16 protein-coding genes and 2 pseudogenes are annotated in these 11,830 nt (G+C 52.5%); 2 read left to right on the top strand and 16 right to left on the bottom strand.

Translation table 11 applies throughout. The features are described 5' to 3' along the window. Positions 1-3 precede the first annotated feature (3 nt). From FBY21_RS04025 to FBY21_RS04010, 5 genes are all read right to left on the bottom strand, one after another. Complete coding sequence (locus FBY21_RS04025) at positions 4-1,602, bottom strand: ShlB/FhaC/HecB family hemolysin secretion/activation protein (RefSeq protein ID WP_409563809.1); 1,599 nt, start codon at positions 1,600-1,602, stop codon at positions 4-6. Positions 1,603-1,729: 127 nt separating this feature from the next. Then, positions 1,730-2,329 (bottom strand): transposase, encoded by a 600-nt coding sequence (locus tag FBY21_RS04020; protein ID WP_044407810.1) that lies wholly within the window; start codon positions 2,327-2,329, stop codon positions 1,730-1,732. A gap of 348 nt (positions 2,330-2,677) precedes the next feature. Beyond that, entirely contained in the window at positions 2,678-2,959 is a 282-nt protein-coding gene (locus tag FBY21_RS04015; RefSeq protein WP_074971811.1) for a hypothetical protein, read from the bottom strand. A 315-nt stretch (positions 2,960-3,274) separates the two neighbouring features. Then, positions 3,275-3,418 carry a hypothetical protein gene (locus FBY21_RS29320; protein ID WP_160158560.1) on the bottom strand — a complete coding sequence of 48 codons (144 nt, stop codon included), beginning with the start codon at positions 3,416-3,418 and terminating at the stop codon, positions 3,275-3,277. A 256-nt stretch (positions 3,419-3,674) separates the two neighbouring features. Beyond that, entirely contained in the window at positions 3,675-4,007 is a 333-nt protein-coding gene (locus tag FBY21_RS04010) for a hypothetical protein (RefSeq protein WP_142008795.1), read from the bottom strand. Positions 4,008-4,118: 111 nt separating this feature from the next. Here FBY21_RS04010 and FBY21_RS04005 point away from each other — a divergent pair. Then, positions 4,119-4,969 (top strand): IS5 family transposase gene (locus FBY21_RS04005; protein ID WP_142008792.1). Its coding sequence is split into 2 segments (ribosomal slippage): positions 4,119-4,473 and positions 4,473-4,969, totalling 852 coding nucleotides; the frame shifts between segments, so codons are not numbered across the junction. Positions 4,970-5,108: 139 nt separating this feature from the next. Here the strand turns inward: FBY21_RS04005 and FBY21_RS04000 are convergent. From FBY21_RS04000 to FBY21_RS03965, 8 genes are all read right to left on the bottom strand, one after another. Further along, positions 5,109-5,462 (bottom strand): hypothetical protein, encoded by a 354-nt coding sequence (locus tag FBY21_RS04000; RefSeq protein WP_142008790.1) that lies wholly within the window; start codon positions 5,460-5,462, stop codon positions 5,109-5,111. Positions 5,463-5,652: 190 nt separating this feature from the next. Further along, positions 5,653-6,135: a DUF6985 domain-containing protein gene (locus tag FBY21_RS03995; RefSeq protein WP_142008788.1), complete on the bottom strand. Its 483-nt coding sequence runs from the start codon at positions 6,133-6,135 to the stop codon at positions 5,653-5,655. A gap of 274 nt (positions 6,136-6,409) precedes the next feature. After that, on the bottom strand, positions 6,410-6,946 hold the full coding sequence (locus tag FBY21_RS03990; RefSeq protein ID WP_142008786.1) for a hypothetical protein: 537 nt from the start codon (positions 6,944-6,946) through the stop codon (positions 6,410-6,412). 124 nt (positions 6,947-7,070) lie between these two features. Beyond that, on the bottom strand, positions 7,071-7,361 hold the full coding sequence (locus tag FBY21_RS03985; RefSeq protein ID WP_160158559.1) for a hypothetical protein: 291 nt from the start codon (positions 7,359-7,361) through the stop codon (positions 7,071-7,073). Between the two features lie 375 nt (positions 7,362-7,736). Next, positions 7,737-8,012, bottom strand: coding sequence for a hypothetical protein (locus tag FBY21_RS03980; protein WP_142008782.1), 276 nt, complete (start codon positions 8,010-8,012; stop codon positions 7,737-7,739). Positions 8,013-8,053: 41 nt separating this feature from the next. Beyond that, positions 8,054-8,527 carry a hypothetical protein gene (locus tag FBY21_RS03975; RefSeq protein ID WP_142008780.1) on the bottom strand — a complete coding sequence of 158 codons (474 nt, stop codon included), beginning with the start codon at positions 8,525-8,527 and terminating at the stop codon, positions 8,054-8,056. A gap of 362 nt (positions 8,528-8,889) precedes the next feature. Next, positions 8,890-9,141: a hypothetical protein gene (locus FBY21_RS03970; protein WP_142008778.1), complete on the bottom strand. Its 252-nt coding sequence runs from the start codon at positions 9,139-9,141 to the stop codon at positions 8,890-8,892. Further along, on the bottom strand, positions 9,131-9,652 hold the full coding sequence (locus FBY21_RS03965; RefSeq protein WP_142008776.1) for a hypothetical protein: 522 nt from the start codon (positions 9,650-9,652) through the stop codon (positions 9,131-9,133). Before FBY21_RS03965 ends, FBY21_RS03970 begins: the two co-directional genes overlap by 11 nt. A 317-nt stretch (positions 9,653-9,969) precedes the next feature. On the opposite strand from FBY21_RS03965, the pseudogene FBY21_RS30155 reads away from it, so the two are divergent. Continuing rightward, positions 9,970-10,087 (top strand): annotated as a pseudogene (locus tag FBY21_RS30155) (IS5/IS1182 family transposase); the annotation flags it as partial. A gap of 243 nt (positions 10,088-10,330) precedes the next feature. Here the strand turns inward: FBY21_RS30155 and FBY21_RS03955 are convergent. The 3 genes and pseudogenes from FBY21_RS03955 to FBY21_RS03945 all read right to left on the bottom strand — a co-directional run bounded on the left by FBY21_RS03955 (position 10,331) and on the right by FBY21_RS03945 (position 11,828). Continuing rightward, entirely contained in the window at positions 10,331-10,636 is a 306-nt protein-coding gene (locus tag FBY21_RS03955; protein WP_142008774.1) for a hypothetical protein, read from the bottom strand. A gap of 51 nt (positions 10,637-10,687) precedes the next feature. Further along, a pseudogene (locus tag FBY21_RS03950) lies at positions 10,688-11,099 on the bottom strand (IS5 family transposase); the annotation flags it as partial. Positions 11,100-11,231: 132 nt separating this feature from the next. Beyond that, entirely contained in the window at positions 11,232-11,828 is a 597-nt protein-coding gene (locus FBY21_RS03945; RefSeq protein WP_142008772.1) for a hypothetical protein, read from the bottom strand. Between the last annotated feature and the right edge of the window lie 2 nt (positions 11,829-11,830).

The raw sequence follows: 11,830 nt of genomic DNA, 5'->3' as shown, positions 1-11,830 counted from the left end.
GGGTCAGAAGCTCGCCTGCACGCTGAAGTGCACGCGGGGGTCTCGTTTGCGGGTGTTCGGGCCGTCCTTCAGCGGGTAGGCCCAGTCGAGGCTGCCGGACAGCCCGTGGGGCAGCGTGGCGCGGGTGCCGAGGCCGACGCTGGCCAGGCTGTAGCTGTCGTCCTGCTCCGGCAGCGCGTCCTGCAGGGACAGCTGCGCGCCTTCGGCGAACAGGTAGAAGCGCCACTCGTCCAGGTGGCGGGCCACGCCCTTGCCCAGCAGCGGCGCCAGGGACGGCGTGCGCAACTCCTGGCCAAGCAACCAGCCGTCGTCGCCGGTGCGCTCGGCGGCCAGGTAGCCGCGCACGCTGCTGGCACCGCCGGCAGAGAACTGCTCGTTGGATACCAGCGGCCCGGAGGCCAGCTGGAACCCCAGGCGGCTGTGGCTCTGCCAGTCGTCGCCGAAGGTCAGGGTGTAGGTGGCATCGCCCTTGAACAGGGCAAAGCCCGGCTTGGCCCGGTAGCGCTTGTAGTCGAACGCCTCGTCGTCGCTGCCGTAGCCCAGCAGGCTGTGGGTGCCGGCCACCAGGGACAGGCCGAGGCTGAACTGCGAGCGCTCGGTGTAGCGGTAGCCGGTGTAGCCGAGGGTGATCGGCGCGTAGCGGATCGGCACCTGGTCCTGGCTGCCGCCGAACTGCAGGGACTCCTCGAAGTCCTTGAACTCCACCCCCGCCGACAGCGAGTGCGCCCAGGGCCCGGCCGGCGGCACTGCGTAGACCAGGGACACCCCGTAGGCATGGCCCTTGCCCAGCACGTTGCTGCCGCCCAGGGTGGCCACGTTGCTGTCGGACTGGTAGCCGGAGAGCTGCAGCGTCCAGCGGGTATCCAGCGGCGCGCTGTAGCTGCCGGACCAGACCTCGGCGTTGTCGCGGTCCTCCGGCGCGGTGAAGTAGGTCAGCGAGGCCGCGTGGCCCAGCTGCCAGAGGTTGGTGTAGCCGAGGCTGACCACCGAGCGCAGCTTCTCGGTGTCGGCGCTGTAGTCGTTGTTCAGGCCGATGCTGGCCTGCCAGGGGTTCTTGTCCTCCACCTGCAGGTCCACGTCCATGGTCCCCGGCCGACGCCCCTCGCGCACCACCGGCACCACCTGGCGCCCGGGGTTGCGGTTGGCAGCGGCCAGCTCGGCCTGGACCCGGCCGAAGTCCGGCACCTGGCCTTCCTGCAGGGCCGGCACCTCGTCGAGCACCGCCAGCGGCGAGTAGTGCTGGGCGCCCATCACCCGCACCCGGCCGACGCGGGTCTCGCTCACCTGCAGGTAGACCACGCCGCCCTCCACCTGCTGCTCCGGCAGCTCGACGAAGACCGACTGGTAGCCCAGGGCCTGATAGCGCTGCTGCAGCGCGTCGCGGGCGCCCTCGATGTCGGCCAGGGTGCGTTGCGGGCCGAGGAACGGGTAGACCGCCGCTTCGATGTCCCGCGCCTGCAGCACGCTGTTGCCACGCACCACGTATTCGTTGACGTCTACCCGGCGCGCCTCACCCTCGCCCTCCTCCGCGCCCCGGGCCGTACCGGCCAGCAGCGCCAGGGCCAGGAGTGAAGGTGCGAACGGCACGCGGCCGAGGCGCAGGTGCCGGTTGAATGACTGAAGAACCACACAGCCCCCTCGTGAAATGGCGCCACGCTGGCGTGCGCCGTCCTGTGGGCGGGCCGTGCCTGGGGCCGGGCCACCCATGGTTGTCGTTGGTGTATCGGGCCTAGCGAGCGCGAGCCTGCGCCGCGTGACGGGCGATCCAGGTGTGCAGCTGGGCAAAGTTCGGGGTGAATTCCGGTGTGCTCATCAGCGACGGCGCGAACACCTCGCTGATGGCCCGTTCCAGCAGGCGGACGGCCTGGGCGTTGTCCAGCACCTCGCCGAGGTCACGGACGAAGGCGCTGAAGCCCCAGACCCGCTGGTTCAGTTGCAGACCGACGAACCAGCGGAACAGCAGGTTGTAGTTGAGCTGCTCGTAGAGCTGCTTCTCGCTGGGCAGCGAATACAGCACCTGCAGCACCAGCGCCTGCAGCAGCGCCCGCAACGGCACCTGCAGCTGGCGTGTACGGGCCCAGCCCTGCAACGCCTCCAGGGCCGGCTCCAGCAGCGCGTCCAGTTGCGGCTTGAGCACCACCAGCGAGTGACCCGGGGGGATGTAGCTGGACACCTCCTTGAGCGCGCTCTGCCAGTCCTCCTGGGACACGATCCACACCCAGGGCGCGCCGTAGCGGTAGACCGAGACGGGCTTCTTGCGCGCCGCCTCGACGATCTTCGACAGGCGCTGGTCCAGCTCCTGCATCCCCACCTTCGCGAATCCGTCCATCTTCCCCATCGCCGTTGCTCCACTGCCTGGCCGGGGCCCGCAAACCCGCGGGCCGAAGTGGCCGCCTTCCGTAGCGGCCGATGTGGCGCGGCGTTGTCCTTGCCGTCGTCGTTCCACATCCCCTTGACCGGCGCCCGGCGAAGGCACCGAACTTTTGTCATCGAATCTTCATGAACGGCGTCGGAAGGACGGGACTTGCGAGGGCGGAGAGCGTCTGGAACGGGTATTACGGGGCGGTGGGGATCGCCTTCGCCTGGCAGATGCGGGAGCGGACAGAGCACTGAAACGGCCCTGCGGAAATGAAAAGGCCCGGCTGGTGCCGGGCCTCTTCGGGGAGACGTGAAGGGTTCAGTCGACGGTGCTCAGGCGGTCACGCTTCACTGCCTCACGAGCCGCGCGGAGCAGGTCATAGGCATCCGACAGCAATAGGTTGGCCGCCTCGGCTACGTTGGCCAGGTAACGCCCATCAGCACAGGAACCCTCCATGTACGCGAAGCTGGCCAGCAAATCGCGCGCGGCCATGAGGCGGTACTCGGCTGTTTCCTGGAGATCCAGATAGGACCGGCTGCCATCGAGCAAGAGAACGGAAGAACCGGAGGGGTTGGCGGAGAGCGGGCGCAGGTCAGTCATGGCGAAGACCTCCGCGGCTGCAAAGGTGGTTGGACGCGAATGAAGAGAAGACAAGGGTATCGAGAGGGGCGCGAGTCATAACGCGATGCTCCTAGCGTGAGAAAAAAGCGCCTGCACTCGAATGGTAGGCGCCGGTACGCCTAGAGTTTTCGACCGGCCAAGGTCGACTACGGGATTGACCGCAGCGGGCGGACTATAGGAGGCAGCAGGAAAGCTCGCAAGGGCAGTTTTACATGTGAGTACCGCTAACGGCGGCAGTCGCCTGCCCGCCCTCGGGAAAGGGGTGCCGCCCCCAGGGGCTGTTACAACCCAGCCTCAAAGCTCATCAAAAATTTGCCGCTCATAGAACTGCATGTCTGGAAACTGAACATCACTATCAAATATCAAAGCATGCCCTTCATGCTTTTGCAGAAAAGCTTGAAGCGTAAGCCAAACTCTGCCCTCATCAACCCATTTCATCTCCTGCTCGGAGAACATTTTCGTCGAACTCAGAGTCGACAGAGTGAAGCTTGTACTCATCGAGATACAAAGGGATACATCCGTGTACTTCCAGAAACCCGGATGTGGGCACCAGATAGATTCTGAAATGCCAGATAGCCATTCTTGGCCCCTCTATTCTTTATACGCACCAATCAAGCAGTTCCTCGCTTCTACTCGACATAAACAAGACAAGAAATATATTTCTGACCTATAGGATTACCCCAAACCACATCTTTCAGGTTAACTGGTAACGCTCATCCTGCTCAAACAATGGAGCCAAGATTTCTTCCCATATATATTTTTGAAACGACTGCCACTCCGTCAAACTATCGAGCCTGAAAAAATAGCAGCGAACAGCCTCTATAACCATATTAAAATCATCCTTACTCAGATCAACAAAGCTAATCTGATCAAGCACAAGCATTTCCATTACCTCTTCATGAATTTTGGTTTTTTTCTCCCGCAACACATCATCAAAAAGCATTTCCACTGCATCCGAAGCTTTTCGATTCAAGGTAACATGTAAACTTTTATCTTTTGAATAGCCTATAAAAACCGTAGCCCCCATAACTCACCTCATAATAATAATCTTATCGCGCTGAAATTCAGGCAGCGTCCTAGGTTCTGTACGAAAAGTCGGTACAGGTAGAATCGCCACCATGATTGGCTGGAGGTCCACATGGCAAGGCGCTACGAACTCCCAGATGCGGGCTGGGAGTTGATCAAGGATCTGGTTGCCCCGGAACACAAGATGGGCCGACCTCGAAGTGATGATCGGCTGGTGCTCAACGGCATCTTTTGGATCCTCTGCTCCGGAGCCGCCCGGCGTGATCTGCCGGAAAGTTTCGGCCCGTGGTCGACGGTTTATCAACGGTTCCGTGACTGGCGAGACGACGGCACGTTTAACCGAGTACTTGAGCGATTGCACGTCCGGTTGAATCAGGAAGGCCTGATCGACCTGGATACGTGGATGATCAACTCCACCGCGGTGCGCGCAACCCGAGCCTCTTCTGGCGCCGGAAAAAAGGGGGGACAGAAGAACCGATTGACCATGCACTGGGGAGCAGTCGAGGTGGCCTGACCACCAAAATTCATCTGGTCTGTGATGCCAACGGGATAACTCTTCGCTTCCTGCTTTCACCGGGGCAAGCCAGCGACTTTACCCATGCACAACCACTTCTGGATCAGGTTCGTATCCCCGGAAAGTGGCGGCCTCGTAAGCGCTACCGTTGGTTACTGGCAGACAAAGGTTACGATGTCGAACATCTGCGCCAGCACTGCGACCGCTACCACATGAAGCCGGTGATTCCGCAGCGCACCATGAAGCGCAAACCCAAGCCAGGACTACCCCGACTGTTTGATCGTCCGAAATACCGGCAGCGGAACATCATCGAGCAGATGTTTGGCTGGCTAAAAGAGAACCGGAGAATTGGCACCCGTTACGACAAGCTCGCCAGGAGTTTTGCCGCAATGGTCACGCTGGCTTGCACGCTGCGATGCCTGCGGCAGTACTTTTCGTACAGAACCTAGATCAATAAATGCGGCCCACCTCCATTAATTTTCTCCCATGCCTTATTGCTTCTTGAACACAAATACAATTTCTTGGATCTAACCCCGAAAATTCTGGTTACTTTTAAACCAGCCCACCAGCCAACCCCATAAAAATCAATCACTCTTCATCCCAAAAGCTCATTGGCGGTGCATATTCACCATCTTTCAAGACAACACACCATCCAAAATTTGCATAAAACATCTCAAGCCCAACCACCTTGTAAACATTAGCCTCAATCCTCTTTAAGGTAATCAGGCTATTCGCATAATGAGTATACCTCCCCCCTCCCGCCACTGCTCTTAACTCCAGCTCATCACGGTCCCATTCCGACACAAACCCTGACACCTCAAGAACAGCATCCGAGATAAAAACCTCAAACTCTTTAGATATTTTGCACAAACAAGGAATTCGCTCCTGCTTGAGCAACTGTTCAGTATACATATTTTCGGGAAAACTAATATTTAATTTCATTCCAAAGCACTCCGAAGAACAAAAAACTCACCTGAAAAATATCTTTCAAACGTACTCAACAACACAAGAAAACTTCATCAGGAATGCCTTAGCGGCCAAACAAGAGACATAGGTGACGGCTGTACGCAGGTTGGCCGACCGGGACTTCCGGGACCCGACACACCCGGAGGTATCCCGCTCACAGCCGCCATTAACTCAACAAAAAATCTTGCACTTCTACGGCCTCTACAGAGCCGTTGGTCACCAATACCCCTACGCCCAGTTGAGAGTCAAAAACTGCATCAAATATGAAGCCGATCTGACGCACGCCGGGATCAAAGGGATACATGACCTTGATGCCTATCAGGGTAACCAGCTTCCCCATATCCCCAACCGAACTCACTTGAGGTGCTTTCTCATTTACCTCACACGCATCAAGGCACTCCCTGAACTCGCTCAACCTGTCGTTGTAGTAATTGAAAACGGCCTCTTCAACAGAGGAGCAGATGAAGGCCGAATCAAGAAGAAACTCCCTGTACGAAAGCCGCTGAGTCTCGGAAATCGGATTATCATCAAACGTCTGAACAACCAACTCCACCTCGGAGCGCTCTTGGAAGATCACCACCTCACATGAACCCGTCCAGACCCCATCAAACCTCAGCTCACCAAAGTCTTCATCCAAAACAATTTCCACGCTTTAAAACCTCCAGCAAAGACTCTCGACAGCACCATAGGCGCCCCCCGAATCTAACAGCAACCCATATTTAAAAAGCCAAGCAAAATACCCAACCTCGAACCTTTAAATCTCCAACAAATTACCAATCGATCATGAGGGCCGATATAGCTGAATCATCGACCCCCAATCAGGCCGCCATCACTCTTCCCATTTCAGCCAAGATGGATCAACTCCTACCCAGAACCACCGACAACATAATAAAAACCCGATGAGCGCCAGCCCCAATCAGAACTCAGACAAGCAAGCCGCAATAGTCATGCATATATTCATCACACTCAGTGACACCCCAGACATGACCATCCAACTTATCTATATAAACAACTCCCCCCGCCCTTTCCTCTGAACCTCCCACCATTGAGAAGGCCCAGAACAACGGCGAATCATCGACAACTCGCCCCCCTTCAAACGCCACACTCCGCCCCATTAGAGCGGCGTAATCCTTGGCTAAACAGAAGGCCTCTTCCCTGCTGATATTCGGATTATCTCTATAAGCGACAGGGACGTTCATAGCCTCAAACCCGTTACGCCTCAACTCGACCACAAAGGTAACCAGCCTGATGCGTTCCACATTCACACCCAGATAGCCAGAGCCATAAATCCTGGCCTCACTGGAAAAACCTTTATCGAACACACTCAAAAACCCAAGGTATTCGGAATGCACAGGCTGCTTAAGATATAAATCACAGATCACATTACTTCCCATATTTGTCACAGCCCCAACACATACCAAACTAAAAAATCTAACCCCCACAAATTGACGCACTTCCATAACAATCCGAATCTCTATAATCTTTTAAATTTCACACCTCACGATATCGGGCGCTTTACTTCATAAAAGCCGACAACATCAGAACACTTCATCAGGACCCTGCAACCTTATACAGAGTCCGCCTCTAAATTGAGTTCAGCCGCTGCCAGAAATTTTCATCATAGTGGTAGTCGCGATCCAACCCCAAACAAACCGCTACCTCCATGACCTCACCACCAATAAATTTCTCATACAACTTCGAATCCATGATCTCCAACAACAAATAATCAAAGGCCATCTCATACTCGCCATGCGTCATATAATGTGAAATATCGGAAAAAGCCTCTTTACTGATATCCGAACAAATAAGCATAAGCTTCTCAGAAATCCAATTTCTTATTTCAAGAGCATCCAGACACAACTCAACCACTCCCATCACTCACCGAACCACCAGGTGAATTCTAATCAAAAGTCTTAATCACAGAAATCGCCCCCCGACTCACCGGACAAGGAGTCTCAAAAGCCGAGCACTACTCAAAAACAGAAGCCACAAAACCCAAAACAGCACAAAATCAATAGCCACTACAAAATATTGAGCCAGATCAAAAAAATTGCACCATTACCCATACCACTTATCATGCACCATCCCTGCCAAATCTTGGGATAGCCTATGGAGAGTTGCTCGCTAACAGGAGAGATGTGCCTTAAACGCAGAGACCCGGTCAAAAGCCACATTTCTGCAGCAAAGGTCGGACTAAAGAAGAAGCTCAGTATCCAATCAGCTGGCTGCACTGACTTGACCCAGAGCTTTCTAAACTTTCCCCTTGCCGAGGCGCTCAACTATTTCTCTGTGCAAAGGTATTGATGCATCCACAACCGGCTTCCAAACAGGGCTCTCCGATACAAATCGCTTTGCATCAGCAAGAGTGCAACCATATTCTTCAACCAAGAATTTTATGCTTTCAGTGATTGTAAAGCCTAGCCCGTGAAGCAGAAGCACAGCATCACCACTTCCCAGACCCTCACGAACTTTCTTATTAATTTCCGCCATATCCTTCATATAACATCCAACAGAAGGGCTGTGCATGGGTAATGTCGCTTGCTTGTGCTGATGAAGGATGAAGCAAACTAGAAATTCGCCTGACAAAATGTAACCACCGGCCCATACTCCTGTTCCGAATTTGATATTTTCACATCAAACCTTCTATCAGGAAATTTATTTTCCAAAATTAATTTCCACGAAAACACAAGAACCTCAGCTAGCTGTTCAAAAACTCTATCATCCACCTCCTCCACGCATCCATCGAACAAATCATATAAATGAGTATGATTGATCATCCTTTCAACGGCATGCAGGTCGCCACCAAATATCTCAAGCCAAGATAAAAACGCATCGCTGTTATAATTCCTCTCTAGAAAAACACCATTCTCCACAACAACGAAATCGGGGAAAAAAATCCTACAAGACAGCAACACATCCTCTGGATTACATTTATCACTTATATATGAATATTCATCAACCTGACTCTTATTATCCCAACCAGACTTCCATAACTCGTAGCGGGACAAACCAAAAAACTCATTAAGCGCATTAATTTTCATCATGGAACTCCGTCCACCCTGGCTATTTTTGGTGCTAATTTTGTCGAAGGCGACTGAACTCTAATTATTCCGTCCGGCAGCTTATTTTGAATAGTTTGCTCATTTCAAAAACCGATGACTGAAGTCGACCGGAAATACGGGGCTACTTCAGACCACCCTTATATTTTTTACGTTGTTTCTTTTGTGCGCTGGGCTACGCAGGCTTTTTTGCCGACCGATGGCGTTCTTCAGGAGCTTTAATAGTCGGCACTTGCAAAGAAGAAACTATTGTGACATGACGATACTCATAGACAAGCTCAGGCACTAAAGTAAATTTACGAAACCCCCTCGGAGTCTGCCTCCTTTCCTTTACAAAAAACACATTACCGACCAACATTAGCATCTATTATAGCCGAAAACATTTCACGCTTTTTAACAACAAAAAACACAGCACACACAACAGAAATAGGAGCAGAAAAAAAAGCATGAACCATTACAACCAAACTATCTTTCACCTGAAAAATCGACATTAAAATCCCACAAACACAAAACACAATAAACAACCAAACAAAAAGCACCACCACTACTGTGGTAAACCACAAAACAGCTCTCGTTAGATTTAAATTAATTTTCATTCTCTTGACCATTAATAATTTTACCCCCAAAATCGTACCCTTTACCGCCAACACCAAGCAAATAAATAGCACCAGCAGTACCATACGGAGTAGATTTATATGTCAAAGGCAAAAAGTAATTATTATCCATACGAGAAACCATAACTCCAAATATTGAATTTGGCCGATTCAACCCGTCTTCCTTACCCATAGCCAAGGGAACTTTTACAAAGCCCATCCCTACCGATGTTGCTAAATCCACCCCACTATATAGAACTGGCCCATACCCTCCCGGAATGTTATTGAAAGCCGTCTTTACTGGATTAAACGCACTGCCTTCGCCAGAAAAATTCGTATAAAATCCCGTTGATCCCTCTGTAACATTACCTGCACCGAAGACCACCAGAGAACCACCACCAAGCGCACACCCCAAACCTACTGTTCCAGTACACAAAGTAGCGCCACCATAAACGCTCACACCCCCTACTATTTGGGTAGTGTACTTGCCGAGAGGAATTCCATCTGTATTCATGAAATCCTTCGTGCCATCACAAGCAGAATAATCAAAAAGCCCTTTACTATGCTGAGCCTCAACCCAGGCCAATTCATTACTTAGGTTCTGTACGAAAAGTCGGTACAGGTAGAATCGCCACCATGATTGGCTGGAGGCCCACATGGCAAGGCGCTACGAACTCCCGGATGTAAGCAGCAACCCCAACCCAGGTTACACAAATTTTCTGCACACCCTCCAGGGCATGGCCGCCGAGAGGTACCCGCGGCGGCTAAAAACACAGAAGTGAGCGGGGGTTTTAGGAAAATCCTGAAGAAGACTTCCCGAATCTGGTGTTGCTGCGCCAGGGCACCAGCGTCGACGCCACGCTGATCCATGCTCCCAGTCCGACGAAGAACAAGGACGGCAAGCGCGACATCCGGTTTGGTACATAGCGTGGTAGGCACAGCGGCCAACGCTGACGAACACGGGAGAAGTCTGCCCGTAATGCAGGGCATGGCCGCCGGGAGGTGTCCACGGCGGCTAAAAACACAGAAGTAAGCGGATAACCTGGTCGCTTTTTGATCGCCCCCCTGCTTTCAAAAAAGCAGGCGCTGAATTCGGCAAAATACCGAACTACTTCGGACCATCCCGAAGACCGGACTGAAAAGCGATTCGGCCGCCAATAAAATGCCCGTCGCTGATTTTTTCGGAGTTCGCCTAGTCGTATTTAAAATTCGTTTTAACTTGCCCACCACGTCTATAACACATAGCAAATGATTTCCAAGAATCCCCACGTTGACTAGCATTTAGCTTTAGATTCTTCACCAAGCCATAAAGCTCTGCATCATTGATATCTGTACCGACATCAGCGACTACGGACCCATCTCTTTCAACTGTAAGTTTTGTATCAATATAGCCATCACCCACCTCCACTTCAAAACAAAAAAAATCATAGCCATCAATTATTCCGGAATCTAAAATCGAAAAAATCTCATTCATCAAAACAATATCTTTGGCAATCATTTACTGCTCCACTGGAACTTTATTAGGAGATGCCCCGTCCCGGCGTAAGTATCACAGGGTGCAAGCCAGCGTGACCATTGCGGTAAAACTCTTGGCGAGCTTGTCGTAACGAGTACCGATTCTTCGGATCTCTTTTAGCCAGCCGAACATCCGCTCGATGATGTTGTGCTGGCGATATCTCGGTCGATCAAAAAGTCGAGGTAGCCCCCAGTTTGAGGCTGCGCTTCATGGTGCGCAGCGGAGTCACCGGCTTCATACGGTAGCGGCCGCAACACTGGAGCAGATGATCGGCATCGTAATCTTTGTCTGCCAATAACCAGCGGCAGCAGCGAGGCCGCCCAGACTTTCCGGGGATACGAACCTGATTCAGAAGGGGCTGTGCATGGGTAATGTCGCTGGCTTGTCCCGGTGAGAGTAGGAAGCGAAGAGATATCTCGTTGGCATCACAGACCAGATGAATTTTATTTCGAAATAAGACATGGGAGCAACACCGTACGGAAATGGTCATGTGCTGCACTCAGCTTTTTGCAGTCGCCCCTCATTAGATGGCGCTATATTTTTATAAAATAGTGCACCCCAACCTAACTAAACCCACTCACACACGGATCTCCTCCAACTCAGTATGCAGCACATCCCAAATAAGCCCCTCTGGAATTATCACGAAATCATCAGAGTCGTCATGAAGCCCATGAGCCGCAACAAATTTCTCACCTGAATCCAGCAAGAAGCACAAACCAACTTCGTTCGGCAATTCCTCTAATCGCGCAGTTGCTGGCCTTCGAACAAGAATAGAAACAGCATCTACTCTAGCCCCGACTACTTGATACCAGAATTGGCAGGAAAATTTTTGATCTTTTGCAGATATAGGATGTAACTCTTCATCAGACATGAGTGAGTCACTTCGCACCAAGCTTCCAGACTTGTCTCGCTCCATCCATACAGACACTGAATTCGTTGAAGGGTTGCTTGAAACGCCCATTACGACTCCAGAATCGAAAGTGATAGCAACCGGACCAGCCGTTAATGAAAAAACTTCCTCGCTAGTAAGACCGCACTCTTGCTGCGCCTCCTCTGGCGCCCACCAACTAAATCTTATTACATCTACAATCCTGCACCCAACGAGCAAACGCAGAGGCACCAAGAGATCTGAAGGAATAACACCGCCACCATCAAAGACAGCTTCATTAACCATAA

This window comes from Pseudomonas sp. SLBN-26 (assembly GCF_006715895.1).
Classification (GTDB): Bacteria; Pseudomonadota; Gammaproteobacteria; order Pseudomonadales; family Pseudomonadaceae; genus Metapseudomonas; species Metapseudomonas otitidis.
Note: the sequence above shows the minus strand (reverse complement) of the source record. Positions and strands in the feature narration are given on the sequence as shown.

Coding starts and splice junctions, on each gene's coding strand:
- FBY21_RS04020 (WP_044407810.1), bottom strand. CDS start 2,329: ATGGACGGATTCGCGAAGGTGGGGATGCAGGAGCTGGACCAGCGCCTG.
- FBY21_RS04015 (WP_074971811.1), bottom strand. CDS start 2,959: ATGACTGACCTGCGCCCGCTCTCCGCCAACCCCTCCGGTTCTTCCGTT.
- FBY21_RS29320 (WP_160158560.1), bottom strand. CDS start 3,418: ATGAAATGGGTTGATGAGGGCAGAGTTTGGCTTACGCTTCAAGCTTTT.
- FBY21_RS04010 (WP_142008795.1), bottom strand. CDS start 4,007: ATGGGGGCTACGGTTTTTATAGGCTATTCAAAAGATAAAAGTTTACAT.
- FBY21_RS04000 (WP_142008790.1), bottom strand. CDS start 5,462: ATGAAATTAAATATTAGTTTTCCCGAAAATATGTATACTGAACAGTTG.
- FBY21_RS03990 (WP_142008786.1), bottom strand. CDS start 6,946: ATGGAAGTGCGTCAATTTGTGGGGGTTAGATTTTTTAGTTTGGTATGT.
- FBY21_RS03985 (WP_160158559.1), bottom strand. CDS start 7,361: ATGGGAGTGGTTGAGTTGTGTCTGGATGCTCTTGAAATAAGAAATTGG.
- FBY21_RS03980 (WP_142008782.1), bottom strand. CDS start 8,012: ATGCACAGCCCTTCTGTTGGATGTTATATGAAGGATATGGCGGAAATT.
- FBY21_RS03975 (WP_142008780.1), bottom strand. CDS start 8,527: ATGAAAATTAATGCGCTTAATGAGTTTTTTGGTTTGTCCCGCTACGAG.
- FBY21_RS03970 (WP_142008778.1), bottom strand. CDS start 9,141: ATGAAAATTAATTTAAATCTAACGAGAGCTGTTTTGTGGTTTACCACA.
- FBY21_RS03965 (WP_142008776.1), bottom strand. CDS start 9,652: ATGAATACAGATGGAATTCCTCTCGGCAAGTACACTACCCAAATAGTA.
- FBY21_RS03955 (WP_142008774.1), bottom strand. CDS start 10,636: ATGATTGCCAAAGATATTGTTTTGATGAATGAGATTTTTTCGATTTTA.
- FBY21_RS03945 (WP_142008772.1), bottom strand. CDS start 11,828: ATGGTTAATGAAGCTGTCTTTGATGGTGGCGGTGTTATTCCTTCAGAT.